The organism is Pseudoalteromonas sp. TP27, from assembly GCF_056470645.1.
In genome coordinates, this window is sequence record NZ_JARDAK010000002.1 from 81,078 (window position 1) to 106,703 (window position 25,626).

General features: G+C 39.5%; 23 protein-coding genes and 1 tRNA gene. 12 read left to right on the forward strand and 12 right to left on the reverse strand.

Annotated features, from left to right (window positions below):
• The first annotated feature begins 1 nt into the window (after window position 1).
• The gene (locus PX700_RS02615) at window positions 2–2,677 is read left to right on the forward strand and encodes a TonB-dependent receptor (protein ID WP_479519770.1); all 2,676 of its coding nucleotides are present in this window, start codon (window positions 2–4) and stop codon (window positions 2,675–2,677) included.
• Window positions 2,670–3,740, forward strand: coding sequence for a cytochrome-c peroxidase (locus PX700_RS02620; protein WP_479519771.1), 1,071 nt, complete (start codon window positions 2,670–2,672; stop codon window positions 3,738–3,740). Before PX700_RS02615 ends, PX700_RS02620 begins: the two co-directional genes overlap by 8 nt.
• Here the strand turns inward: PX700_RS02620 and PX700_RS02625 are convergent.
• Complete coding sequence (locus PX700_RS02625) at window positions 3,735–4,652, reverse strand: LysR family transcriptional regulator (protein WP_479519772.1); 918 nt, start codon at window positions 4,650–4,652, stop codon at window positions 3,735–3,737. The two genes, PX700_RS02620 and PX700_RS02625, sit on opposite strands and share 6 nt — an antisense overlap.
• 80 nt (window positions 4,653–4,732) lie before the next feature.
• Here PX700_RS02625 and PX700_RS02630 point away from each other — a divergent pair, with 80 nt between their 5' ends.
• The 4 genes from PX700_RS02630 to PX700_RS02645 all read left to right on the forward strand — a co-directional run bounded on the left by PX700_RS02630 (window position 4,733) and on the right by PX700_RS02645 (window position 8,435).
• A complete protein-coding gene (locus PX700_RS02630) occupies window positions 4,733–5,872 on the forward strand; it encodes an alkene reductase (RefSeq protein WP_479519773.1) in 1,140 nt (379 codons plus the stop codon).
• A 386-nt stretch (window positions 5,873–6,258) separates the two neighbouring features.
• Complete coding sequence (locus PX700_RS02635; RefSeq protein WP_197240168.1) at window positions 6,259–6,516, forward strand: hypothetical protein; 258 nt, start codon at window positions 6,259–6,261, stop codon at window positions 6,514–6,516.
• A gap of 483 nt (window positions 6,517–6,999) precedes the next feature.
• Window positions 7,000–7,764, forward strand: coding sequence for a DUF6515 family protein (locus PX700_RS02640; RefSeq protein ID WP_479519774.1), 765 nt, complete (start codon window positions 7,000–7,002; stop codon window positions 7,762–7,764).
• 170 nt (window positions 7,765–7,934) lie between these two features.
• A complete protein-coding gene (locus PX700_RS02645) occupies window positions 7,935–8,435 on the forward strand; it encodes an RDD family protein (protein ID WP_007587274.1) in 501 nt (166 codons plus the stop codon).
• Window positions 8,436–8,548: 113 nt separating this feature from the next.
• Here the strand turns inward: PX700_RS02645 and lptG are convergent, their stop codons facing one another.
• Entirely contained in the window at window positions 8,549–9,616 is a 1,068-nt protein-coding gene (gene lptG / locus PX700_RS02650) for an LPS export ABC transporter permease LptG (protein WP_479519775.1), read from the reverse strand.
• Window positions 9,613–10,725 (reverse strand): LPS export ABC transporter permease LptF, encoded by a 1,113-nt coding sequence (gene lptF, locus PX700_RS02655; RefSeq protein ID WP_166419286.1) that lies wholly within the window; start codon window positions 10,723–10,725, stop codon window positions 9,613–9,615. The genes lptG and lptF overlap by 4 nt, the downstream gene beginning before the upstream one ends.
• Before the next feature lie 308 nt (window positions 10,726–11,033).
• On the opposite strand from lptF, the gene pepA reads away from it, so the two are divergent.
• From pepA to PX700_RS02670, 3 genes are all read left to right on the forward strand, one after another.
• Window positions 11,034–12,545, forward strand: a complete 1,512-nt coding sequence (pepA, locus tag PX700_RS02660; RefSeq protein ID WP_024604878.1) for a leucyl aminopeptidase — start codon at window positions 11,034–11,036, stop codon at window positions 12,543–12,545.
• 158 nt (window positions 12,546–12,703) lie between these two features.
• Complete coding sequence (locus PX700_RS02665; protein ID WP_007587285.1) at window positions 12,704–13,150, forward strand: DNA polymerase III subunit chi; 447 nt, start codon at window positions 12,704–12,706, stop codon at window positions 13,148–13,150.
• A gap of 53 nt (window positions 13,151–13,203) precedes the next feature.
• Window positions 13,204–16,059: a valine--tRNA ligase gene (locus PX700_RS02670; protein ID WP_479519776.1), complete on the forward strand. Its 2,856-nt coding sequence runs from the start codon at window positions 13,204–13,206 to the stop codon at window positions 16,057–16,059.
• Between the two features lie 111 nt (window positions 16,060–16,170).
• Here PX700_RS02670 and PX700_RS02675 read toward each other — a convergent pair whose 3' ends face one another.
• Complete coding sequence (locus PX700_RS02675) at window positions 16,171–17,418, reverse strand: outer membrane protein transport protein (protein ID WP_479519777.1); 1,248 nt, start codon at window positions 17,416–17,418, stop codon at window positions 16,171–16,173.
• Between the two features lie 283 nt (window positions 17,419–17,701).
• Between PX700_RS02675 and PX700_RS02680 the strand changes: the two genes are divergently transcribed.
• On the forward strand, window positions 17,702–18,025 hold the full coding sequence (locus tag PX700_RS02680; protein WP_166419289.1) for a hypothetical protein: 324 nt from the start codon (window positions 17,702–17,704) through the stop codon (window positions 18,023–18,025).
• Here PX700_RS02680 and PX700_RS02685 read toward each other — a convergent pair.
• Window positions 17,985–19,199, reverse strand: coding sequence for a cyclic di-GMP phosphodiesterase (locus tag PX700_RS02685; RefSeq protein ID WP_415636411.1), 1,215 nt, complete (start codon window positions 19,197–19,199; stop codon window positions 17,985–17,987). The genes PX700_RS02680 and PX700_RS02685 overlap by 41 nt on opposite strands.
• A gap of 168 nt (window positions 19,200–19,367) precedes the next feature.
• A tRNA-Arg gene (locus PX700_RS02690) sits at window positions 19,368–19,442 on the reverse strand.
• A 246-nt stretch (window positions 19,443–19,688) separates the two neighbouring features.
• Between PX700_RS02690 and PX700_RS02695 the strand changes: the two genes are divergently transcribed.
• Window positions 19,689–19,871, forward strand: coding sequence for a helix-turn-helix domain-containing protein (locus PX700_RS02695; protein ID WP_415636401.1), 183 nt, complete (start codon window positions 19,689–19,691; stop codon window positions 19,869–19,871).
• A 4-nt stretch (window positions 19,872–19,875) separates the two neighbouring features.
• On the opposite strand, the gene PX700_RS02700 is transcribed toward PX700_RS02695, so the two are convergent.
• The 3 genes from PX700_RS02700 to PX700_RS02710 form a co-directional block, all read right to left on the reverse strand.
• Entirely contained in the window at window positions 19,876–20,676 is an 801-nt protein-coding gene (locus PX700_RS02700) for a phosphotransferase family protein (RefSeq protein ID WP_479519778.1), read from the reverse strand.
• Between the two features lie 3 nt (window positions 20,677–20,679).
• Window positions 20,680–21,297, reverse strand: a complete 618-nt coding sequence (pnuC, locus tag PX700_RS02705) for a nicotinamide riboside transporter PnuC (protein WP_479519779.1) — start codon at window positions 21,295–21,297, stop codon at window positions 20,680–20,682.
• Window positions 21,298–21,498: 201 nt separating this feature from the next.
• Window positions 21,499–21,750: a hypothetical protein gene (locus PX700_RS02710; RefSeq protein WP_197180991.1), complete on the reverse strand. Its 252-nt coding sequence runs from the start codon at window positions 21,748–21,750 to the stop codon at window positions 21,499–21,501.
• 100 nt (window positions 21,751–21,850) lie between these two features.
• On the opposite strand from PX700_RS02710, the gene PX700_RS02715 reads away from it, so the two are divergent.
• Window positions 21,851–22,090: a DUF2960 domain-containing protein gene (locus tag PX700_RS02715; RefSeq protein WP_415636398.1), complete on the forward strand. Its 240-nt coding sequence runs from the start codon at window positions 21,851–21,853 to the stop codon at window positions 22,088–22,090.
• 24 nt (window positions 22,091–22,114) lie between these two features.
• Here the strand turns inward: PX700_RS02715 and alr are convergent, their stop codons facing one another.
• From alr to PX700_RS02730, 3 genes are all read right to left on the reverse strand, one after another.
• Entirely contained in the window at window positions 22,115–23,194 is a 1,080-nt protein-coding gene (gene alr / locus PX700_RS02720) for an alanine racemase (RefSeq protein WP_479519780.1), read from the reverse strand.
• Window positions 23,194–24,573 (reverse strand): replicative DNA helicase, encoded by a 1,380-nt coding sequence (gene dnaB / locus PX700_RS02725; protein ID WP_007587308.1) that lies wholly within the window; start codon window positions 24,571–24,573, stop codon window positions 23,194–23,196. The genes alr and dnaB overlap by 1 nt, the downstream gene beginning before the upstream one ends.
• 112 nt (window positions 24,574–24,685) lie before the next feature.
• Window positions 24,686–25,624, reverse strand: coding sequence for a DUF4097 family beta strand repeat-containing protein (locus tag PX700_RS02730; protein ID WP_479519781.1), 939 nt, complete (start codon window positions 25,622–25,624; stop codon window positions 24,686–24,688).
• Window positions 25,625–25,626: the final 2 nt, after the last annotated feature.

A 25,626-nucleotide genomic window follows, 5' to 3' on the forward strand; every position in this document is an offset into this window, starting at 1 on the left:
AATGCAGACACGTTATATTTTTGCGTGTCTGTTTTTGCTTGCACATAATGCTAATGGCGCTACCGAGCAAAAGCAGACTCCTTCACTACCTAAAGATTGCAGTATACTAACCGATGAAAAAAAACGTTTATGTGAAGCCATAGAACATATTGAGGTTAAAGGCCAATACATAGGGATAGAAGTACCTGAGATTATTGGACGATCTTATCTAGACCGCAACTTTATTGATGCAACGGCTAAAGGAAATGGTGACATAAATGAACTTATTGCACTTTTACCTGGCGTGCAATTAAGTAACGATGCATTTAGTATTGAAAGTTTAGCGGAGATAAGTGCTCCAGAAATATCTATCTCAGGTGCTCAGCCTTGGCAAACAGGCTTTTCACTCGATGGTATGAACTATAACAACCGCATTGACCCTGCCAGTAACAGTCGCTTAACATCATTAAGTAATGATGTATCTGGGGGTGTGCAAAGCATGAATGTGAACTCTGATATAGTTGAGTCAATAACAGTGTACGACCACAATATACCAGCAGAATTTGGTGGTTTTTCTGGCGGTGTAGTGGATACAAAAACAAAGGAAACCTTTGGCAATGACAGCTTTAGTTTTAGTGTACGCGGTAACCGCAGTGATTGGGCTAATTATCATTATATTCAAGCCGATGATGCAGAACAAAGCAGTACAGATGAAACTGAACTAAAAGCACCAGTATATGAAAAAATAAGCTATTCATTAAGTGGTAAAAAACAACTCAATAAACACCACGGTGTGATGTTTAGCTTAAATTACCTTAACAGTGATATAAGTGATTTATCACTGGGGCAAACGAAAACCCAAAGCCGCCGTAACATTAACGCCATACTTAAATATGGCTATAAGAACGGCTGGGTTGATAATTTTACGGTAAGTATGATCTATTCTCCCTACGAGGTAGATGGTTTTATTACTGATGCACTCGATAGTGACTATCACTTAGAAGGTGGCGCTTATGGTAGCGCATTACAATTAAAGCAAGACTTTAAATACCTAACATGGACAAGTAATTTAAACTTTAACATGAGCGACAGTAGTCGGGATGGCCCAGCGCATTTTTATAATTGGCTACAAGCAAAAGGAAAAGACTGGGGACAATACGCTAACCAAGGTGATGCCGACGAACGTTTTTCACGACAAGGTGGCTATGGCGCGTTAGATAACAGCCAGTTCACTACCAATTGGAAAAATACATTTAATGTGGAAGCTTTTAAGTTTTTAGGCTTTAGTCACTCAATTGTGGCTGGTGCAGAAATTAAATACCAGCAAATTGAGCGTGAGCGTTTTCAAGATGGCTATAACTACAGCTCCCCCGTCATATGGTCTAGTGCTACTACACCGCTCAACTGCAGTGGCTACTCGCTTGACTGCCAAACACTTGAAACGACTATTTCTGTTGATGAACTTGCAGCGCAGCTAGGTGGTGAAATTGATTTTAATAACCCACTACACGTAGCCGCGTACAGCAATAACATTACCACTACCGCGCAATTTTTTAATGGTCGAACCATTAGCCCCGCTGAATATATAGATGTAAATTTAAATCGTAATGCACTCTACGTTACCGACCATATTAACTACGGTAAATTTGATGTAAATATAGGCATGCGCTACAGCTACGATGACTTTTTGCAAAACCACGACGTAGCACCACGAATTTCGTTAGGATTCGACGTATTTGGTAATCAAAAAACCATTATTAGCGCTGGCCTTAGTCGATATTACGACTCTGCAGTTATTAGCTATAAAATTAAAGAGCAACAGTTGTTTTCATACCTGCAATATAGACCTATCGAAAGTGGGTACTTACAAAACTGGTTAAATTCAAATTACACTGGTAGCTTTAAATATAGATTCAATAACGTAGAAACCCCTTACGATGATGAACTTACACTGGGTATTGCGCACGCATTTGAGACGATTGGTAATGTCTCTTTAAAATACGTAAAGCGTAAAAAACATCAGCAATTTTCTCGTACCACTTCCGATGAAACCAATATTGATGGCTACACTTATATAGATATTAGCAATCAAGGTTCAGGAAGTTCAGAGCGGATCTCACTCGCTTGGAGCGCTAAGTTTGGTTCACATTCTATATGGGCGAACACTTCTTACTCTGAGAATGAAATATCAAACGACGATTATAATGCATCTGTAGATAACACCCCACTCGACGAGCTGGTATATTATGTTAATGCACAAGATGAAGGTTCGCTTGTAACTTTAAGTCAGTTGTCTCAGATACGGACGAATTTTGGTGCGCCTATCACGGCAGCATTAGGTTGGAACGTAGATTGGGTTGATTCATTTAGTACTGGATTAAATATTTCGTATTCAGGGAGCTACGATACCGCAGTAAATACAGGAGGCAGTGAAAGCATTGATATAGAGGATGCCTGTGCTAGCTGTCCCGTTGTTTCCACTTTATTTGATATTTACCAAGAACAGACTGTACGCGCCCGAACAATGCTTAACTTAAGTTTAAAATACAACTATAAATTGACTGGTAACCAAAAATTAGAATTAAGCGCTGATATTTCAAACTTATTAAATAGTAGGACATATACTATTGCAGAAGGCGCATCTGGTATTGAACCTGGTCGAGTATTTTGGTTGGGGCTTAGCTACAAGTATGACTGAATTTATTCGTATTCTAAGTATTATTCTTTCTTTAAATGCCCAACCACAGCAGCTTGATACTAAATCACTACGAAAAGTATATAGTGAAGAGCAGGTAAAATGGCCCCCAATTCAAACCAGTGACGGACGTATAGTTGAGCCTCTTTCGCTATTGCCAATAGCCACTCCATTGGCAGAGCACGTTGCACTTGGCAATAAGCTTTTTCATGATACACAGCTTTCGCGCGATAAAACCGTAAGCTGCGCAAGTTGTCATGAACGAGATAAGGGTTTTCATGATGGTCGTGCCACTGCAATCGGTATAAATGATCAAGTGGGCACCCGCAATACCCCTGCAATTTTTGGTATAGATCAGTGGCAAAGTTTTTTTTGGGATGGTCGTGCTAAAACAGCTGAGCAACAAGCACTTATGCCCATTAGCAATCCAATTGAAATGGACTTAGATCCACAAAAAGCTTTAATGCGGGTCAATAAAGATAAAAGCTATACGGCATTTAATAAAAGTGCTTTTAATTCAAATACGCTCTCCATGGCACAAATGGCAGAAGCCCTCGTTGCATTTGAGCGAACACTCATTGCACCTAATACTCGTTTTAAATCATTTATTAATGAGGTTCAGAGTAATCCAAAAAAAGCGCTTAGACGCTTATCAGATAGTGAATTAAACGGATTACATTTATTTAGAACCAAAGCAAAATGTATGACTTGCCACAATGGCGCACTATTAAGTGACAACCAATTTCATGGCACAGGCCTTCATTACTACGGCCGTAGTTTTGAAGATAAAGGCCGGTTTAATTTTACAAATAATCCAAGTGATATAGGGTTATTTAGAACCCCTTCATTACTAGGTTTAACACAAACATTTCCTTGGATGCACAATGGGCTTTTTGATGATCTACTGGGCATAGTAAACATGTACAACCATGGTGGTGCAAGACCTAAACCTAGGAAAAACCAATTAAACGATCCTCATTTCCCTAAAACGACGAAACTGCTAAAGCCATTAAAATTAACTAAGCAAGAGCGTTTAGATCTCGTTGCATTTCTACGGATTTTATAAGTTTTGCAGCTGCTCTATCAACCATTTATGAATTGGACTGTTATTAGTACGAGGATGCCATGCGGCTATTACTTTAAATGTAGGAGGCAGAGCTTCTATTTTTAGCTGTTTAACTTTGCTGTTTGGTAATAATCTTGATGGGTAAAACGCTAACATATCGGTTGTATGTAAAATGTCGGGCACGGCTGAAAAACTCGGTACTGACATAACAATATTACGTTTTAGCCCTTGGCTTTCAAACCATTGATCGTGCGATCCGCGCAAATTAGCGCGCGATGGCGATACCACTAGCTGAGGATGCTTTGCAAATTGCGCCAAGCTCAAAGGCTCCGTGTAAGTGTTGTTACCAATACCAGAAATACACAAATGCTGCTCTTCAAACAAAGTAATATAAGAAAGATTGTCGGGTATAAATTCCGGAAAGCTAATCAGCAAATCAAGCTCGCCTGCTGTTATAAGTTGATTAACGTTATCGGATGCAAAGTCGCGCACTATCAGCTTTAAACCGGGGGCTTCGCGACGGGTAATATTAAATAATTGCGGTAGTAAAGCCTGCGTGGCGTAGTCGGTTGCGCTTATGGTAAACACGCCTTTATAGGTTTGCGGACTAAACTGCTCTGGCTCTAGTAACGACTCTAATTGCTTTAAAATATGATTAACTGGCGTCTTGAGTCCTTGCGCTTTAGGAGTAGCAACCATGTTATTGCCCTGTCGAATAAACAAGCGATCGTCAAATAAATCTCGTAGCTTTCGTAGTTGCTCACTAATGGCTTGTTGCGTTAACCCCATTTTTTTAGCTACTTGCGACAGATTTTGCAGCTCTAACAAGCTACTGAGTACTCTTAACTGTTTTATATCGAGTCGACTAATACCATTCATAATTGTATGCTGTACAAAAAAGTGTTGTTTCAAATTGTATCTTTAAATCTCTATGCTGCCAACGTTGCTTAACCACTATTTAAGCCTTTATTTGCTTTATAAGAGAATTTAAAATGAAATTAGAATCAGTTAATACCGCCCCTTTATTCTCATCAATTGAGCTTGGCCCTTTTACTCTTAAAAACCGTATTGTGATGCCTCCTCTTACTCGCTCTCGCAGCACTCAGCCGGGCAATATTCCTAATCAATTAATGGCTGAGTATTATGCGCAGCGCGCATCGGCTGGCTTTATGGTTACCGAAGGCACACAAATAGAACCTCGTGGCCAAGGCTACGCTTGGACACCTGGTATTCACTCGCAAGCACAAATTGAAGGTTGGAAAAAAGTAACACATGCAGTACACGCTAAAGGTGGTGTTATTTTTGCACAGCTTTGGCATGTAGGGCGCGTATCGCACAACACACTGCAACCTAATTCAGGTAAACCAGTTGGCCCTTCAGATATTATTGCTGACAATGTAAAAGTATTTATTGAAACCGCACCAGGTGAAGGCGCATTGGCTGACCCAAGCGCCCCTCGCGCACTAAACACTACTGAGGTTGGTGAGCTGGTAAACATGTATGCTCAAGCTGCGCGCAATGCCCTTGAAGCAGGCTTTGATGGTGTGGAGCTTCATTGTGCTAACGGGTATTTAGTTAATCAGTTTATTTCTGAGCATACTAATAACCGTGACGATCAATACGGTGGAACACTTACTAATCGCCTACGTTTTTTAAAAGAGATTGTTGAAGCTGTAAGTGACGTTGTAGGCGCTAACCGTTTAGGTGTACGTTTTGCCCCTTTATTTGAAAGTACAGACGAAGACCGTGTTTACTTAGGACTGGTTGAATCAAACCCTCACCACACTTATATAGAAGCGGTAAAAGTACTTGAGCAAGCTGGCATTGCTTACTTATCGATTGCTGAAGCTGATTGGGAAAATGCTCCTGACCTACCACAAGAGTTTTATAAAGCAGTACGATCTGAGTTTTCTGGCCTTATTATTTACGCTGGCAAATACACAGTAGAAAAAGCAATTCGTATTTTAGGCGAAGGTTACGGTGACTTATTTGCATTTGGTCGTCCGTTTATAGCTAACCCTGATTTACCAGAGCGTATAGCGAATAATTGGACGTTTAACGAAGCCGATGCAGCGACCATGTATGGTGGCACCGAAGTGGGTTATAGCGATTATCCTTTTTATCAAAAGTAGCCAACCTAAACTCTAAACGATATATGGGATTGGTATAGAACCGATACGCTTTTATAACAGGTAGCTTAATTAAGCTACCTGTTTTGAGGTAAGAAAACGGTGTTGATAACACTGCTGAAATTTTGTTATTAGTTGTTCTCGACAATTGCTCTTGCATTGCTCTATCTTCTGCATTTATGCAGTCGTATAGCAGTCACTTTTTAATAGAGTTAACGCTAGATTTAACCTCTCAAATTGATTAAGTGTTACCGCGCAATGGTATTAGCGTCAAGAATAGTAAAGATAAGTAAAAGGGTGTAAAGCTTCCGCTATTGCTTTTATATGTCAGTTAACATTCAGTTTCAGACGTTAATATCGAACATGTTAACCACAAACGAGGCAATATTATGAAACTTAAATTTATACTACCTGCGCTATTAGTTATCGGCACTTTATCTGGTTCAGCATTTGCAGCGTCATCTAATGTATATGTCGTGCAAGAATATAAAAAAGTTCAGTTAAAGCAGAAGCTGAAAAAAGCAAAACAAGTTAAAGTAATTAAATATGTGCCTGCTAAAGCGGTTAAAAAAAGCGTAAAAAATACGCCATTAGTTAAAGTTAAACTTGTAACTTATCAGCCAGCTATTAAATTTGTTAAGAGATAAAATATAAATATAGTTGAACCCACAAATTAAAGTGTGTTCTATCAAGGAGCAATTTAATCTCAGTATACAACCTATAAACCAGCAGAAAACATATTCTGCTGGTTTACCTTTACGTAAATCAAAGTAACCATAAAAGACTGATTATGTTTTAAATTTTAGGCTGTACGTACAATAATAAACATATATCGTAAACCTCACGCTTGCGCTTTAAATGCACGCTATCTTTAAGGTGGCGCTTCGCACTAACCAAAAATTAAAGAATATAACCACATAATTTAATAGCAATATTATTAAATCACGCCTCAAAAAAGTCGGCTTATAGAACCTTTAAAATCGCCAAAAACCACTAACTATGTCAATAACTGTCAGTAAAATGTAAAAAGCTGTAAGGCCTGTCTCTGAAACTAGCACATATCAGTTAACATTCAGTTTGAGGCGCTAGTATTGAGCACAGTTATGTAAAAACATAAACGAGGCAATACTATGAAACTTACTTTTTTACTACCTGCACTGCTCGCCATTGGCGCAGTATCAGGCTCTGCGCTTGGAGCACAAAACGAGCGAGAGAATGATAAAAGCTTTAAACGCGATGACGACAAACGTGTTGAATATAAACGCGATGAACGCCGCCATGAAAAAAAGCAGCGTATTGAACATAAAAAAGAAAAACGAGAAGACCGTAAGCAAGAAAAACGTAGACTCGCAAAGCACAAACAGGAAAAGCATGGACAACACCGTTACAACCAGCGCAAATATAACTATTTAACAAACCATCATAATTCAGTCTCTTACAGACAAAATCGATTTATAAATCATTTGCCGCGCAATAGTGCCTCGATTAGATTTAATGGTATTTCATTTACGTTTAACGACGGCCTTTACTACCGTAAAGCAAAAAGAGGCTACCATATAGTTACGCCACCTAGAGGCCTGCGTATAAATACGCTACCAAGAAATTACAGGCATTTTAAGCATCACAATATCACCTACTACACATATCAAAACGTGTATTACGTCGCAAATAATGACGGCTATACAGTGGTTGATGAGCCACCAACCCGTCTTAATCAGGCAATAAAAGTGGGTAACGTGAATGATTATAGCTTGGGCCAAACTTACGATTCATTGCCTCAGGCAGCACAGGCCGTAATAATTAACTCGCAGCAGTATTTTAAATACGGCGATATTTATTTTTTACCGCAAATAAGTGGTGACGATATAAAATACCTTGCTATAAAGCTCGGTTAAATCCGCTATAAATTTAAAGGCCTTGCTACCAATAGCAGGGTCTTTTCATTTCCCCTGTAGGTAATAACTTTAAGCAATAAAATCAATTCCCTCTCTAAGCATTAACATAACTTAGTATTTGTAAGCTTTTTTGCTAAACTACCCCGCATATTAATAGTGAGAGTGTATTTATGTCGGGTGAGTTTCCACGTGCTGGTTTTTGGCGCCGTTTTGCGTCGTTAGTTTACGATACGTTAGCCATTATTGCGTTTGCGATGTTAACTGTAGTGCTGTATTTATTTGCAGTACAAGGGCTTATTTCTCTCGATGTAATTAGTTTAAATGGCGCAGAGGATGTATCTGCCTTTATTCAAAATTCAAATCTTCTTTCGGGTATTCGTACCGCCCTTTTAATTATTGTTACCTTAGTATTTTTTGGCTACTTTTGGACTAAAAGCGGGCAAACCATTGGCATGCGTGCATGGCGTTTAAAAGTACAAACTCTTGAGGGTAATTTAATTAGCTGGCCGCAATCAATTATTCGCAGCGTTAGCGCTTTACTCGGTTTAGGTAATTTGGTGGTGTTAGTTGATTTTAAAAACAAAAAAGCACTGCAAGATTACATCTCTAAAACAGAAGTTATTGCGCTTACTAAAGAAGAAAACAGACGTATTTATAGTGAGCTTGATTAATACCAACTTTTCAAATCGATAGTTAAGCGATAGTTAAGCGGTAATTAAGAAGTAATTAAAAAGCAAAAAGGGTGACCAGTGGTCACCCTTTTTCGTATTTTGAATAAGTAAATTTATACCCGTTTATTCATCAAATAGGTCGCAAAGCCTATAAATATAATACTAGGTAATACCGCGCCTATAATGGCAGGTATTTGGTAAACCATAACCACAGGGCCAAATATTTCATTAGTTAAGTGAAACACGATACCCGTTACAACACCCATAATAATACGTGCGCCCATGGTAACGGTACGCAGCGGGCCAAATATAAACGACAGCGCCACCAGCAGCATTACCGCAACAGATACTGGCTGCATCAACTTACGCCACAGAGCAAGCTCGTAGGTACTTGTGTCTTGCTCGTTTTGCTCTAGGTAACTTAAATATGACCAAAGCCCAGTGAACGAAAGCGACTCTGGTTTTACCGAAACAACCCCTAACTTTTCAGCTGTGAGTTGCGAAGGGTAAAACTCTTCAGGCAGTTGCTCTGTTGTCGTTTTTTCGCTAGTGATAATAACTTTGTTAACGTCACGAAGTAACCAGCCATCTTTTCGGCTCAGTGCATCTCTTGCTTTAGTAATCTGGGTAAGCTCTAACGATTTATCAAAGTGGTACATATGCACCCCGTTGAGCCTGCCGTTTTCATCAACATCTTCAATATTAATAAAATTATTGCCGTCTTTAGCCCATACACCTTTTTGTGTATTAAACACATCGCCGCCATGTATTGCTTGGTTACGCATTTCTTTAGCGTGTAATTGTGCTTCAGGTGCGCCCCATTCGCCAAGTGCCATCATGCATACCGCCATAAATATGGCCGTTTTCATCACAGAGCCTATTATTTGTAAGCGCGACATACCAGCGGCTTGCATAACTACAAGCTCACTGTTTGAGGCAAGCGCCCCTAAACCTGTTAAGCCACCTATTAGCGCAGCCATCGGAAAAAACACCACTAAATCGCCGGGTATTGTGTAAAGCGTATAAAGCATTGCAGTCATTAAATCGTAACTGCCGCGCCCTACCGACTTTAACTGGTCGATAAATTTAATTAAGGTGCTAATGCCAACAAGCACTAGCAACGCAAAGCCTGTTGTTTGTAAAACACTGCGGCCTAAATACCAATCAAGTGTTTTCATCATGCGCCTAACTCCCGCTTAGTTATAACGGCTTTAAGCCAAGCGCCCAGTGGTCGCCCTTTTATAATTAATAACCCACCAATAAATAAGGCGCTAAGATGAATCCACCACAAGCCGATTGAAGGCGGGATTTTGCCATCTTCAACGGCAAATTTAGCGGCATTTAATAAAATAAAGTAGCCTAAGTACAAGCTAATAGCAGGCACTAGTTTTGCAAATTTACCTTGGCGAGGATTAACCACACTTAGCGGCACTGCCAATAAAGTAAGTAACGGGATAGAAAGTGGGATAGCTAATCGCCACTGCCACTGCGCTATAGATTCTGACGTATTAATTGCGAGTAATTGATTGGTTGGCACAGCCTCTAACTTACGACGCTGGTGCTCTATTTCTTGCTCTCGTATTTGTACGCTATAACCATCAAATTCTGTTAAATTAAGTGCAGGAGTTGTGCCGTCAGTCTCGTAGCGTTTTCCGTCAGTCAGCACTAGTTGTTGTTCACCATTTACGGCTTCAACCACAACACCCTGCTCTGCATATACCAAGCGCGCTAGGTTACCTTTTTCGCTATCGGGTAACTGTGCAACAAATACCTTATTGAGCTCTTTGCCGCCCTTTTCAATATTATGAATAAACACCACGGCTTTTTCGTTACCGGTTTCTTGGAACCGCCCAGCCCGAAGTGCCGATAACCCAGCATCAGCTTTGGCTTGTTCTTTCAATTGATATTCTTGCTCGCTTGCCCACGGCGCTATATACATAGTTAGTGCAGCAGCTAATATGGCAAGTCCAACGCTTGATATAAGCGTTACGCGAACAACATACCATTCACTTACGCCACAGGCTTTAAGCACGGTCATTTCGCTGTCGGCGTAAATACGGCTGTAAGCCAAAATAATGCCTAAAAATATACTCAGTGGAAGTATTAGCGAGGCTAGTTGTGGAAGTTTTAGCGCAATCATCGATAGCACTAACTTAGCAGGAATACTGCCTTCAGAGGCATCGCCTAAAATACCAACTAACTTTTGTGACAAAAATATCGTCATTAAAGTTAAAAATACGGCGACCTGCGATTTTAAAACCTCAGCGGTCAAATAACGAAAAATTAGCAATGCTCGCCCCTGTTAAACATGGAATATCACTACAATAGTGAGAATAGAATAGTCAAATAGCTATTTTGCCTAATTAATACTGGCAAATAGGCTATTATTATAAGCCATCAAAATTAATTATCCTACCTAAGTGCACGATATAATGTTGCATTAGTAGCCCTTAAGCATATAAAGTTCAATTACACAGTAAGAGTCTAGTAAAGTCAGCTAAAATTAAAACTATCTCTACATAAGTTACGTAATTTAGACTAGAAAATAATTTTTTAGCCCCAATTTATAACTTAAATGACTCAAAACCAGGAGTGACAATGGAATTTAACGTAAAAAGTGGTAGCCCAGAAAAACAGCGCAGCGCATGTATTGTTGTTGGCGTTTACGAGCCACGTAGGTTATCCCCCATTGGTGAACAACTCGATAAAATTAGCGATGGTTATATCTCTAATTTACTTCGCCGTGGCGATTTAGAAGGTAAGCCAGGCCAAGTTTTATTATTACATCATGTACCAAACGTATTAAGCGAGCGCATATTACTTGTAGGTTGCGGTAAAGAGCGCGAACTTGATGATAAGCAATATAAGCAAATTATTTCTAAAACTATTAATACCTTAAACGAAACAGGCTCTATGGAAGCTGTTTGCTTTTTAACAGAACAACACGTTAAAGGTCGCGACACCTACTGGAAAGTACGCCAAGCAGTAGAGACAACGCAAGATTGCTTATATACGTTTAACCAATTAAAAAGTAAAAAAGTAGACCCTCGTCGTCCACTTCGTAAAATGGTGTTTAACGTACCAACACGACGCGAACTAACGATTGGCGAAAGTGCTATTGAGCATGGTTTAGCCATTGCTGCAGGTAGTAAGCTGTGTAAAGACGTGGCTAATATGCCACCAAATATTTGTAACCCAGTGTACTTAGGCGAGCAAGCACAAGAGTTGGCGACTAATTTTGACAACATCACTGTTGATATTATTGGCGAAAAGCAAATGGCAGAACTAGGTATGAATTCTTACCTAGCTGTTGGCCGAGGTAGTGATAACGAATCGATTATGTCGATTATTAACTACAAAGGCGCCGCTGACGACCAAGCCCCTATTGTACTTGTTGGTAAAGGTTTAACGTTTGATTCAGGCGGTATTTCATTAAAACCAGGCGAAGGCATGGACGAAATGAAATACGACATGGGCGGCGCTGCAGGCGTAATTGGTGCAATGCGTGCACTTGCACAAATGCAATTGCCAATTAACGTTATTGGTGTTTTAGCTGGTTGTGAAAACATGCCTGGCTCAAACGCGTATCGCCCGGGTGATATTTTAACAACAATGTCGGGGCAAACAGTTGAAGTGTTAAACACCGACGCTGAAGGTCGTTTAGTATTGTGCGACGCACTAACGTACGTTGAACGCTTTAACCCAGATACGGTTATTGACGTAGCAACGCTTACTGGCGCTTGTATTGTAGCTCTTGGCGCGCATGCGACTGGTTTACTATCAAACCATAACCCACTTGCGCACGATTTATTAAAAGCGTCTGAGCAAAGTGGCGACCGTGCATGGCAGTTACCATTATGGGATGACTATCAAGATCAACTAGACAGCCCATTTGCTGACTTTACAAACTTAGGTGGTCGATCTGCGGGTACTATTACTGCAGCATGTTTCTTATCTAAATTTACTAAAAAGTATAATTGGGCACATTTAGATGTTGCCGGTACAGCTTGGCGCAGTGGCGCTAAAAAAGGCGCAACGGGTCGCCCTGTTCCTATGCTTACTCAGTATTTACTAAATAGAGCTGGTGTAAGTGAAGCCGCTCAAGATTAAACGTTTAGTTTAAATTAATATCTGTTTATAAGGCGCCGTTTGGCGCCTTATTTATTTGTGTATTAATTGAAGCAAACCCCGTTATATGGCAAAATCTGCCTCTTAATTTATGTATATCAATTTGGTATGCATTCAATGTCATGGGAAACCCCGATACAATGAACATGAACGCTAAATTTTTCGTTCTAAAGCAACAAGATGAATCTAAAGCGAAGGCTGACGATCATTTTGCTTTGGCAGCTCAAATTGCAGCCGATCAGTATCGAAATGGGCAGCGTGTGTTTATTTGTGTTAACGATAACGAAGCAGCCTGTGCCATTGATGAAATAATTTGGGCATTCGATCCAGATAGTTTTGTGCCACATAATTTACAAGGTGAAGGCCCTAAAGGCGGCGCACCGGTAGAAATTGGTATTACGCCACCTGTTGGCAATCGTAAAGTTTTAATTAACTTGGCTACTCAGTTACCGGATTACATTCGTCGGTTTAACCAAGTTTTTGATTTTGTACCCGTAGAAGCAGCTGCTAAACAGGCAGCCCGCGAGCGTTTTAAAAAGCTACGCCAACTCGGTGCCAATCTCACCACGCAAGATATTAATAGCTAGCCAATCAGGCAAACTAACCAATTAATTTAAGTACTTATTTAAGGTTCTGTGTAATGGATAAAACCTACAATCCGCAAGATATTGAACAGTCTCTATATCAAGACTGGGAACAAAAAGGCTACTTTAAGCCATCTGGCCAAGGCGTACCGTATTCAATTATGATCCCGCCGCCAAATGTCACTGGTAGCTTGCACATGGGCCACGCCTTCCAAGATACAATAATGGATACCCTAACGCGTTTTAAGCGTATGCAAGGTAACAACACATTATGGCAAGTAGGTACTGACCACGCTGGTATTGCAACGCAAATGTTGGTTGAGCGTAAACTGCATGCCGAAGAAGGCAAAACACGCCATGATTTAGGCCGCGAAGATTTTATTAATAAAATCTGGGAATGGAAAAAAGAATCGGGCGGCACAATCACCAAACAACTTCGTCGCCTAGGCGCATCGGTTGATTGGGATCGTGAACGTTTCACAATGGACGATGGCTTATCTGAAGCCGTTAAAGAAGTGTTTGTACGCCTTCATAAAGAAAACCTAATTTACCGTGGCAAACGCCTAGTAAACTGGGATCCTAAATTACACACTGCTATTTCTGATCTTGAAGTTGAAAACAAAGACAAAAAAGGCCACATGTGGAATTTACGTTACCCACTAGCTGATGGCGTTACAACGCAAGACGGTAAAGACTACATAGTAGTAGCAACAACTCGTCCAGAAACCATGCTTGGCGATTCGGGTGTTGCAGTAAACCCAGATGATGAACGCTACACAGATTTAATCGGTAAAGAGATTTTATTACCAATCGTTAATCGTCGTATTAAAATTGTTGCTGACGAACATGCTGATAAAGATAAAGGCACAGGTTGTGTAAAAATAACCCCAGCGCACGACTTTAACGATAATGAAGTAGGCAAGCGTCATCAAATGCCGATGATCAACATTTTCGATAAAGACGCCGCTATTTTAACTCAAGGTGAAACATACACCTTTGACGGTAAAGAGCTTGAGTTTGACGCGCCAATTCCTGAGCGCCTACATGGACTTGATCGTTTTGCTGCACGTAAAGCAATTGTGGCAGAATTTGAAGAACTAGGCTTACTAGAAAAAATTGAAGACCATGGTTTAACCGTTCCTTACGGCGATCGCTCTGGTGTGGTAATTGAGCCACTACTTACCGACCAATGGTATGTACGTGTTGCACCACTTGCAGAACCTGCAAAAGACGCTGTTAAAAACGGCGACATTCAATTTGTACCTAAGCAATACGAAAACATGTACTTCTCGTGGATGAACGACGTACAAGATTGGTGTATTTCACGCCAGCTTTGGTGGGGTCACCGCATTCCAGCTTGGTACGACAATGAAGGCAACGTATTTGTTGGTCGCGACGAAGCTGAAGTACGCAGTGAAAACAACATTGCAGATAGCGTAACGCTAAGCCAAGACGAAGACGTACTTGATACGTGGTTCTCATCAGCGCTTTGGACGTTCTCTACACAAGGTTGGCCAGAAAATACCGATGATTTAAAAACCTTCCACCCGTCTGACGTGCTGGTAACGGGTTTTGATATTATTTTCTTCTGGGTTGCGCGCATGATCATGATGACGCTGCACTTTGTAAAAGACGAAAATGGCAAACCACAAGTTCCGTTTAAAACCGTGTATGTAACTGGCTTAATACGTGATGACAACGGCGATAAAATGTCTAAGTCAAAAGGTAACGTACTTGACCCACTAGATATGATAGACGGCATTGAACTTGAAGACCTAGTACAAAAACGTACTGGTAATATGATGCAACCAAAACTTGCCGCTAAAATCGAAAAAGATACTCGTAAAGTATTTGCCGGCGGTATTGAAGCACACGGCACAGACGCCCTTCGCTTTACCCTTGCTGCAATGGCATCAACCGGTCGTGATATAAACTGGGATATGAACCGCCTTGAAGGTTACCGTAACTTCTGTAATAAATTATGGAACGCGAGTCGTTACGTACTAATGAACACAGAAGAGCTAGATTGTGGTTTTGCAAGCGGTGCTGATAAAGAGTTCTCATTAGCTGACCGTTGGATTTTAGGTCAATACGAAGCTACCGTTAAAACTTACACAGAACATCTAGATAACTACCGTTTTGACTTAGCTGCTAACACGCTTTACGAATTCACATGGAACCAATTTTGTGATTGGTACTTAGAACTAACTAAACCAGTATTGTTTAAAGGTAATGATGCGCAGCAACGTGGTACACGCCATACGCTAATAACGGTACTTGAAAGTTTACTGCGTTTAATGCACCCAATGATGCCATACATCACTGAAACTATTTGGCAACGTGTTGCACCACTTGCAGGCCTTGAAACAGAGAACACCAGCATTATGGTTCAGCCGTTCCCTGTATATAACGAAGCAAGCGTTGATGCTAAAGCAATGGAAGATTTAGAGTGGGTTAAACAATTCATTTTAGCTATTCGTAATATTCGTGGTGAAATGGATATTAGTCCAAGTAAACCGCTTAGCGTATTACTTGCTAATGCATCAAGTGACGACATGCGCCGTATTGAAGAAAACAAATCATTTTTAGCATCACTTGCAAAAATTGAAGAGTTTACAATGCTTGAAAACAAAGATGACGCACCAGCATGTGCAACGTCTTATGTTGGCAACCTTGAGATCATGATCCCAATGGCAGGCTTAATTGACGTTGAAGCCGAGCTTTCACGTATTAATAAGCAACTCGAAAAAGCTGAAAAAGGCCTAGCACAAGTGCAAAACAAACTTGCTAACGAAAAGTTTGTTAATAATGCGCCTGAAGCCGTACTTGCTAAAGAAAATGCAAAACTAGCTGAGTTTAGCGATGCTAAAACTAAGCTACTTGAGCAAAAAACTAAAATAGAAAGCTTATAAGCTTTCATAAAATGCCTATTAACATCATTTAATAGGCATTAAAAAAGCCGCTCACTTTAATAAGTGAGCGGCTTTTTTGTGCCCTGTGATTAACCACAAGACACTTCTACATTAAAACTTGTAGTTGTACTGAGCGCCAACTAGTACTGCGTGACCTTTAGATTCGAAGCCCCATTGGCTAAGTGAGTCATCAGCTTCTGTAAACGTTTGAGTTTTACCACGGATGATACTTACACCAAGATCAACGTTAGAGTTTTGATCAATTGTGTAGTTACCACCAAACGAGAACCAAAAGCGATCTGTATCTGGAATAGAGATTGATAAGTGTGTTTGTGATACTGGAGACTCATCAAATGCAACGCCGGCACGAAGTAGTAAATCTTCGTTTAACTGATAGTCTGCGCCTACTGAATAACGGAAAGAGTCATCAAACTGCTCTTGCTTTTCAAAAGCCACAAATTTATCACCAGTTGGTGCTGTTACTTGCGCTTCTAGTGACTCAAAACTGCTCCAGCCTGTCCATAATACACTGTAGTGAAGACCTAACTTCTCATCTAATTGGTGTGAACCAGAGAACTCAGCAATAGCAGGTAACGTAATATCTACAGAACCAGGTAGTTCTGGCACTGACTTAGCTGGACTCGAGAAGGTCCCTTCGAAAGTAATATCTGTTTCTGTACGATAGTTAAAACCAAAACGGCTATTTTCATCAAGTTGATACATTAAACCTATATTTAACCCATAACCAGTATCATCGCCCTCTAAGTCAACAGCGTTTGTCGAAAATGGAATACTTGGGTTAGCGCCCACCTTGCGCACTATTGTTGCATCAGCATAAATATAGTTTAAACCAATACCAAAGCTAAATTGCTCAGTTACTTTATAAGCAACACTTGCATTAAGGTTTACTGTAAATATTTCTGTCTCACCGGCAATTTGTCCAGCAACATAGTCATCGTTAAACTCTGTAGATAATCCAAAGTTAGAGAATGCACCAAAACCAATCGATACTTTATCGTTGTAAGGCATAGTAAAGTAAATAGCAGGTACCACAGCACTTGGTGCAATGCTATCGTCATCTAATGCACTTGGATCGATACCGTTATTAGTACTTTCGCCTTCAATACTTACATCTGGAATTACGCCAATAGCTGCAACACTTAGTTGCTTATCTTTAAATAAAGTCATTAGCGCTGGGTTACGAGCAACTACAGACGCATCATCTGCGATAGAAGCTTCACCAGCGTATGCACGGCCTAAACCCGATGCATTTTGTTCTGATAATTGAAACGCGGCTGCAAAACTATCAGCCGAAACAAATGCAAGCGAAGCTGCAATAAGAGTTTTAGAAAATTTCATTGTTGAGTCCTTAACCAAACTGACTGTTTGGGTACTATGTGTGTTGTTATTAGGATTTAAAGCGTGGTTACACTACCTTAATTTTTTGTAAAAAACTCTATGAATGCGTCAAAAAACAGTAAAAAACATGTTTTTTAACGACATTTTAACAACTATTTAAAACTCATCGGATGAGAAGTGTGGTATTAGAGTAAACACTCTAAATGTAATTAATTATCATTTAGATTGACTTGGAGTTAGTAGCCACTTACACTCATTATAAAATCGCAAAGGAAGTAAAACTGTGATCATTTTATTTATTATTACAGGGTTAATATTTTGTGGGGCGAGTGTATTTTGCTTTTACAAAGCAAATTACTGTGCATGTACTCAAGCAGGACAATGCGATAACCCCGTAAACCATTATTGGCTAGGGGCAATGTTAAATGCGTTGATCTCTTTAGCGCTGTGTTGTTTTGCATTGCACGTAGAGCTAGGTACTTTGTTATGGCTAACACTGATGGGGAATTGCTTTCTAGGGGCGTTTATTTCTGCAAAGCAAACTAAAAAAAGACAATGTAGTAAAACTAATTCAACAAATGCTCTTTTAGCAGGCGAGACAAATTAATCTGATAATCTAAGGGCTTAACACTTGCTAGTATTTTAAGCCCTTGTGCATTCTCATTTAAGTCTATATCTTTTGGTGTAACCTGATGTTTATGTTTAGCATTATAAAACAGCTTAACTTTAGGCTTTATAGGGTTGAGTTTATTGCCTTCCAGTACCAATGCTAAGCGATCATTGGTAAGTTTTACTATAGTTCCCACTGGGTGTACTCCTAAACACTTAATAAAGTGCTGTACAAGTTCAGCATCAAACTGCTGTTTATTAGCTAATAGATAACGCAAAGCATTAATGGGCTCATCACCATCTTGATGTGGTCTGTCAGCAGTTATTGCATCATACACATCTACAATAGCCATAATACGCGCTGGACGACTTAATTTATTAGCTTCTATTCCTCGAGGATAACCCGATCCATCTAATCGCTCATGATGGTTTACTATCATATCGAGCATAAGCGGTGTTATCCTCTTCTCCCCCTTTAGTAAACCAAATCCTTGTGCTACATGCTTTTTAATTGCTGTAAGCTCATTATTAGTGACTTTCGTTGGCTTTGAAAATATGCCTTGTGGTAATTTAGCTTGGCCTAAATCATGAAGTAACGCGCCCATAGCAAGCTCTTGCACATCTGCTTTCTCATATCCCAAATATTTAGCAAATACAGCGGTAAAAATGGCGCAGTTGATCATATGACGCCAATTATAACTGTGCTTATCTTTTATACGAGTAAGAATAGTCATAGCATTAGGATTACGAAAAACTGAATTTACTATTTCACTTACTATTTCATCAAGAGCTTTTATATTAATAGTTAGACCTGAAGTTAAATCACTGTATAACGATTGAAGTTTTCTACCATGTTGATCGTAATTTACACTTGCTTTAGCAAATTCTTGTTCAAGCGTTATTACTATAGATGTTTTGGTTACTTGTTGCTGACTGTTAAATGTTTCATGTTTACTTTGAGATTTATATTTAGAAGGAACCGGCACATCGCCTTTAGCAAAATCTATAAGTAACTCTAACACTCCCTCAGAAATTAGTCGTTTGATAATAGAGCTATCATTTACCATACCACTGGTCTTAATTTTAATGCTATTGATCCCCTCGTGCTGCTTAGTTACGCGATCAACGTACATACCAGGAGTAAGCTCAGACACAGGCAAAGTAATTAGCATAAAGATGAGGTTTTTTAAAGTTAAGGTATATATACCATAAATAGCATTAATTAAGCTTAAAAGTCTAGTTTTTGAGTTATAAGTAGTGATATATAACCAAAAATAATAACACGTTGTAAGCTTTATAAAATTAAAAAGCTGAATAGAATGCAGAATAATTGAAGCAAATGGCGCTCTCGGTAGGGATCGAACCTACAACTCAGCCTCCGGAGGGCCACGTGATATCCATTTCACCACGAGAGCACATTTGTTGCCGCCGCACCAACTCGCGATATCAGTGCTTTAGCACAGGCAATGATAAAGATATATTTTAGTAAATACCAGTAACATTGGCTTGTATGCTCGTTAATTAAGCTATTTCAAATAAAACACTTCACAATAACTCAAAAACACGCTATTTATTCATATTAAGAAGAAAACAGCGACTGTTTATAAACATTACAACTATGATTGTCGCTGTGTAGATTGATTTGATACGAGGAAATAAAGATGAATTTAATGTCTACTGAGCAAGTTGCTGAGTTTTTAGGTGTAAAAGTAGAGCGTGTAAAACGTCTTGCTAGAGAAAGTTTATTAATTGCTAAATCAGAAGATGAAAATGGTGAACCACAATTTGATACAGCCGAAGTAGCAAAATATAAAGAATTAGCTGAACGTTTTGGCGGCCTTTAATAGTCTATAAATTACTTAAAAGTTTAGTTAGCTGCGCGCGTAACCCTACAGATTTTGTGCTTATGTCGCGCTGCTCATACCAACCAATACACAATATTAAGAAAAACAGTCGATAGCAGTCAAGCTTCTCCATTGACACATAAAACCCGCACTCCTGCTTTGTACAATCCTTATAGTTATTTAATAGTGCTAATCTGTTCTGTTCATTTAAATTAAAGCTCACTGCAAGGGCTGCCAAATCAAAATACACATCGTTAGTTTGTGCGTATTCAAAATCAATTAAATACATGCCTGAAGCATTCACAATAATGTTGTCTTTTACTAAATCGTTATGACAAAAGCCTTCATTAAATTGCATTGCTGCAACCGCTTTTAATGCTTGCTCTATTTGAGGTTTATAGTGAGTATACACATCAGTGCTTTGGTAAAAAATCAGCTCTTTAGCTATATCCATTGGCGCGGTGGACACATTGTAATTGTGAACTTGCGCAAGTTTATTAATAAAGCTAAGCGTTATATCCGATTGCGCGCTCTTGCCTTCAGTATAATTAAATACTGCTCGACCGTTTTCTTTATCAAGCCAAATAGGCGCTGGGCATATATTAAAGTCACTTAAAAAGTGCTGCGCTTCAAGGCCGGCATTTGGCCAATGGCTTTTATAACACTTTAATAAATACCCTTGTTGCTCGGTACGTATTAAAAAATTATCGTTACTAAAGCCATTAAGTAATCGCTCGCTTGAAACAATGCTTGTAGGCTCTACAAACGCGCTGCATATTTTTACTAACTCAGTATGCTCAATCATTAATTAAAGCTGCGCTAAAGGCTTAGCTTGGCTTTGCTCATACTCTTCGTACCAGGTTTTAAAGCCCCACGCTGCCATAATGGTATAAAATATAAAGAGCGCTAGCGTTGGGTAATAGCCTTTTTCGTAATATAAGTACATAGAAGCTGCATCTATTACAATCCAGTACAGCCAGTTTTCAAGGACTTTTTTAGCAACTAAGTAAGTAGTTACTACTGCAAAACACGTTGTAAAACTATCAAGGTAAGCAAAGTCGGCATGCGTATAGTTTTGCATAACGTAACCAATAACTATTGCAGCTACGGTTGTTAAACTAATTAAAGCAGCATGGCGATTCATCGACCACGACGTAATATTTAAATTTGCAGCTTTGCCTTTTCGCCACACTACCCACCCAAATACAGCCATATACATATAATAAAAATTAAGTAATGACTCCATAAGTAATGCGCCATTCCAATACATTATTGTATAAATAAGGGTGCTAAAAAATGCTGCAGGCCAACACCATAAGCTTTCTTTAATTGCTAATAATAAATATGCCATCGACAACCCTACCGCAATATATTCCCAATGCGACATTGCTGTAAAACCACTTAGGGTTTGTGTTAAAAAGTCCATATTATGCAGTTACCGTTTAGTTGTGCCGATTGTTATACCAATCTGCTTATATACGGGGTCTATTTAACGTTAAGAAAATTACGCTAGAACTAGGCAAAAATTTTTGTATCTAGTTGTTCTAAATTAAAAATTTTTAACGACGTTATAGTGCAATTTAATTCGTTAAATTGATCAAAGATTTATGCAAGTTGGTATTATAGATTATTCAGGCGATAAATCGCCAGAGAGAAACTTACATACAAAAATAGCTTTACCAAATTCTTCATATGAACGTTTAATTTCGGTACTTAGCACCTGCATTACTAAATCGTAGTCGCCAAATATTTGCGTTGATAACGTATTAGTAATCACTTTTAAATCATTGTATTCGTTTAATCTGTCAATAAAGCCCTGAATAAACGGAATGTAATCTTGGTGAAGTGGATATTTACTGATCTCTACTGATAATTTCATTTTAAACTCTACTTTTTAGTTATTTGATTTAAACAAATCATTCAATGCCAGTTCAATACAGTGTAAAATTACGCTAACACTCAATTTAACTGAGCTTATTATGGCACGTAGAATAACGTATACGTTTAAAAACCAACCTCGCGAAATTAATTTCGCAAAAGATAAATACCACGACATGTATCAAGCAATTGCTGCTGCCGAAGGTATTGATTTAACGAGTTACTTAAGCATGGTACAGCAAATAGAAATGACCTCAAAAGGGTCTGCTTCTGTTCGTAACTTTCGCGATCAAGAATTTGCCCGTATGGGCTTTAGCGACATTTACTTTATAAAAGAGTAAGCGCTGCTTTATAGTTAATTTATATTAACGCTGATATTCATAACTTACACGTGGTGTAATATTACACAACAGCTCGTAAGGAATGGTATCAGCGCATAGTGCTATTTCTTCAACGGGTAGTTCAGGGCCCCACATAGTGACTCTGTCGCCTACTTTAATATTGTGCTCGTTAGCGCCTATATCAACGCTAATCATATCCATAGCTACACTACCGACAATACCATAACGCTGCTTGCCTATTATAACGGGCGTCCCCTCTTTAGCGTGCCGAGGGTAGCCATCACCATAGCCCATAGCAACAACGGCTAACTTGATTGGTTTATCACTTATCCAACGACCGCCATACCCGACAGCTTCATTGGCTGGCACATTACGCACTGCAATTACACGTGTAGTTAAGCGCATAACTGGCTTTAATTTGTGTTGCTGCCCAATGCTATTTGTCATAGGCGATACGCCATACAGCATAAGCCCAGGGCGTACCCAATCACCATGGCCATTTGGCCACGCGATAATACCGGCTGAATTTGATAAGCAATGCGCTTGGTCTATGCCATTCACTAAGTTATCAAATAACGTAATTTGTTGAACCGTTTTAGCATTATCAACATCATCAGCACAGGAGAAGTGAGTCATTAAATTAACGGTATTTTTAGCATTAGGCGTTTTTTGTAAGCGGTTATAAAACTCTTCAAACTGCTCTGGCGCAATACCTAATCGATGCATACCTGTATTTACTTTTAACCAGCAGGTTATTGGCGCATCGAGCTTTGCTTTTTCAAGCGCTGCTAACTGGTATTCATCGTGAATAACAGTTTGAAAGTTATTAGCAAGTAAAATAGGTATATCGGCTTTATTAAAAAAGCCTTCTAGTAAAACTATTGGCTTTGTTAAGCCTCCTGCGCGAAGCGCTAAAGCTTCATCAGTGCGCGCCACAGCAAATGCGTCAGCATCATTCAAATGCTGCGCAATCGTTACTAAGCCATGCCCGTAAGCATTTGCTTTTAGCACCGCCATTACTTTGCTGTTAGGCGCAAAACACTTAACTTGCGCTAAATTATGCGCAAGTGCAGTTAAATTAATTTCAGCAGTGGCTAAGCGCATTAGTAATCGTCATCTACCGCTGGTCCCGCGTAATTATCAAAGCGAGAAAACTGACCTTGGAATGTTAAACGCACTTTACCAATTGGACCATTACGTTGCTTACCTATGATAATTTCGGCAATACCTTTGTCGGTACTGTCTTCGTTATAAACTTCATCACGGTAAATAAACATGATTAAATCGGCATCCTGCTCTATCGACCCCGACTCACGTAAATCTGAGTTAATTGGGCGTTTATCAGCACGTTGCTCTAGTGTACGGTTAAGCTGCGAAAGCGCGACAACCGGACATTTTAGCTCTTTTGCCAATGCTTTAAGTGAACGCGAAATTTCAGCAATTTCGAGTGTTCGGTTATCAGCAAGGCTTGGTACACGCATTAACTGCAAGTAATCGACCATGATCATACTAATGCCGCCGTGGTCGCGGGCTATACGCCTTGCACGTGAACGCACATCGGTAGGTGTTAAGCCCGACGCATCATCAACGTACATTTTGCCTTTTTCCATCAACAAACCCATTGTTGATGAAAGTCGTGCCCAATCGTCATCATCTAACTGACCTGTACGTACCTTAGTTTGGTTAATACGGCCAAGAGACGCTAGCATCCTCATCATAATTTGTTCTGAAGGCATCTCTAGCGAGTAAATTAGCACAGGCTTGTCTTGAGTCATCGCGGCATGTTCCGCAAGGTTCATCGCAAAGGTGGTTTTACCCATTGATGGACGCGCTGCAACAATAATTAAATCAGAAGGTTGTAAGCCCGTCGTCATTTTATCAAGATCGGCATAACCTGTACTTACACCCGTAACACCATCTTGTGGTGATTGATAAAGCTCTTCTATTTTATCAACGGTTTTTTCAAGGATGCTATGAATGCTTTGCGGGCCTTCATTATTTTTTGTTCGTTGCTCAGCTATTTTAAACACTTTGCTTTCGGCAAAATCGAGTAAGTCGTGACTGGTACGTCCTTCGGTATTAAAACCCGCTTCTGCAATTTCGTTCGCTACGCCAATCATTTCACGTACAACAGCACGTTCGCGTACAATACTTGCGTAAGCGTCAATATTAGCAGCACTTGGCGTGTTTTTAGCTATTTCGGCTAAATAAGCAAAGCCACCAATTCCTGCCAGTTTATTATTTTTTTCTAAACTTTCAGAAATAGTGATTAAATCTATCGGATCGCCAATCTCAGCAAGTGCCGTCATCGCCTCAAAAATTAACTTGTGCGTGCGGGTATAAAAATCCTGTGATACAACAAGTTCAGCTACGCGGTCAAAAGCTTGGTTATCAAGCATTAAGCCACCTAAAACAGATTGTTCAGCTTCTATTGAATGGGGAGGAACTTTAAGAGTATCGACTTGCTTATCTGGTTTGGCCATAACTTCACAGTAGTAAAATTGAATGGCTCTATTCTATCGACTTGAAGGGGCTGTGCAAATAGAAAAGCAGGAAATCTTTTCCTGCTTTTTGTAATCGAGAAGGGAATAAGTGTTATTTAGTACGAAGCTCTATGCGCCCACTAATAGTATCCATTTCAACATTAGCATTACCACCATTAATGCTAAACTCTAAATCACTAGCTGGGCCGTATTTAGCTTTACTCACTTTATCGCTAGTCACTTTATTAATGATTTTGCCATTAGCGTGGGCTTTAATTTCAAACTTTGCAGATACATTCTGTGGGAAGTAAAAACCGGCATCACCACTTACCGACTCAAAACGCACATCACCGCCTTTTAAAAGCTCTTCAATGTGTACTTCGGCTTCGCCATTTACCGTATTAATACGTAGATTTTTAATAGCCGATAACGTAAAGTCTATATCGCCATTTACGTTTTCAAGGCGCACATCATTAGCAGTTGTAGTCGATTTAATATCGCCATTTACAGCACTAAAACGTAGCTCACCACTTGATTGCCTATCGTTAATTTCGCCGTTTACGGTTTCAAACTGAATATTACCACTTAAGTTTTGTGCATTTACGTCGCCATTAACGGTGGTCAATTTAATATTCCCGGCAATATCATCTACCGTAATTTCGCCGTTAACTACATCAACTTCAGCGCCGTTTTTAAGCTCTTTTGCTGTTACCGATACGTTTACACCAGCAAACTCTAAGCTACTGCTTTTTGGCATAAATATAGTTAGGCTTGAGCCATCGCCATTATTACCCCAATTTGATTTACGTGGCATTTTTACAATAAACTGTGTTTTATCGCCATTCGTTTTAAGCTCATAACCTTCTGCTTTGTCATCAAGCTCGCCAGACACTTTAAATTCGTTTTTATCCCAACCTTCAATCTGTATCTCACCGCGTTGGTTTTCAATAAAAATAGTGCCGCCATTTGGTACGTCTATTTGCTTATCTATTTTTTCCCCCGCAAATACCGCCAATGGAAATAAGCTCAGTCCTAATAAAATCGCTTTCATGT

Bases quoted from the DNA above. Each gene is read 5' to 3' on its own strand.
- PX700_RS02695 (WP_415636401.1), top strand. From the start codon at position 19,689: ATGAATTTAATGTCTACTGAGCAAGTTGCTGAGTTTTTAGGTGTAAAA.
- PX700_RS02640 (WP_479519774.1), top strand. From the start codon at position 7,000: ATGAAACTTACTTTTTTACTACCTGCACTGCTCGCCATTGGCGCAGTA.
- PX700_RS02700 (WP_479519778.1), bottom strand. From the start codon at position 20,676: ATGATTGAGCATACTGAGTTAGTAAAAATATGCAGCGCGTTTGTAGAG.
- PX700_RS02635 (WP_197240168.1), top strand. From the start codon at position 6,259: ATGAAACTTAAATTTATACTACCTGCGCTATTAGTTATCGGCACTTTA.
- alr (WP_479519780.1), bottom strand. From the start codon at position 23,194: ATGCGCTTAGCCACTGCTGAAATTAATTTAACTGCACTTGCGCATAAT.
- PX700_RS02715 (WP_415636398.1), top strand. From the start codon at position 21,851: ATGGCACGTAGAATAACGTATACGTTTAAAAACCAACCTCGCGAAATT.
- PX700_RS02670 (WP_479519776.1), top strand. From the start codon at position 13,204: ATGGATAAAACCTACAATCCGCAAGATATTGAACAGTCTCTATATCAA.
- PX700_RS02730 (WP_479519781.1), bottom strand. From the start codon at position 25,624: ATGAAAGCGATTTTATTAGGACTGAGCTTATTTCCATTGGCGGTATTT.
- lptG (WP_479519775.1), bottom strand. From the start codon at position 9,616: ATGATGAAAACACTTGATTGGTATTTAGGCCGCAGTGTTTTACAAACA.
- PX700_RS02710 (WP_197180991.1), bottom strand. From the start codon at position 21,750: ATGAAATTATCAGTAGAGATCAGTAAATATCCACTTCACCAAGATTAC.
- PX700_RS02665 (WP_007587285.1), top strand. From the start codon at position 12,704: ATGAACATGAACGCTAAATTTTTCGTTCTAAAGCAACAAGATGAATCT.
- pnuC (WP_479519779.1), bottom strand. From the start codon at position 21,297: ATGGACTTTTTAACACAAACCCTAAGTGGTTTTACAGCAATGTCGCAT.
- PX700_RS02630 (WP_479519773.1), top strand. From the start codon at position 4,733: ATGAAATTAGAATCAGTTAATACCGCCCCTTTATTCTCATCAATTGAG.
- dnaB (WP_007587308.1), bottom strand. From the start codon at position 24,573: ATGGCCAAACCAGATAAGCAAGTCGATACTCTTAAAGTTCCTCCCCAT.
- pepA (WP_024604878.1), top strand. From the start codon at position 11,034: ATGGAATTTAACGTAAAAAGTGGTAGCCCAGAAAAACAGCGCAGCGCA.
- PX700_RS02645 (WP_007587274.1), top strand. From the start codon at position 7,935: ATGTCGGGTGAGTTTCCACGTGCTGGTTTTTGGCGCCGTTTTGCGTCG.
- PX700_RS02675 (WP_479519777.1), bottom strand. From the start codon at position 17,418: ATGAAATTTTCTAAAACTCTTATTGCAGCTTCGCTTGCATTTGTTTCG.
- PX700_RS02620 (WP_479519771.1), top strand. From the start codon at position 2,670: ATGACTGAATTTATTCGTATTCTAAGTATTATTCTTTCTTTAAATGCC.
- PX700_RS02615 (WP_479519770.1), top strand. From the start codon at position 2: ATGCAGACACGTTATATTTTTGCGTGTCTGTTTTTGCTTGCACATAAT.
- PX700_RS02685 (WP_415636411.1), bottom strand. From the start codon at position 19,199: ATGCTAATTACTTTGCCTGTGTCTGAGCTTACTCCTGGTATGTACGTT.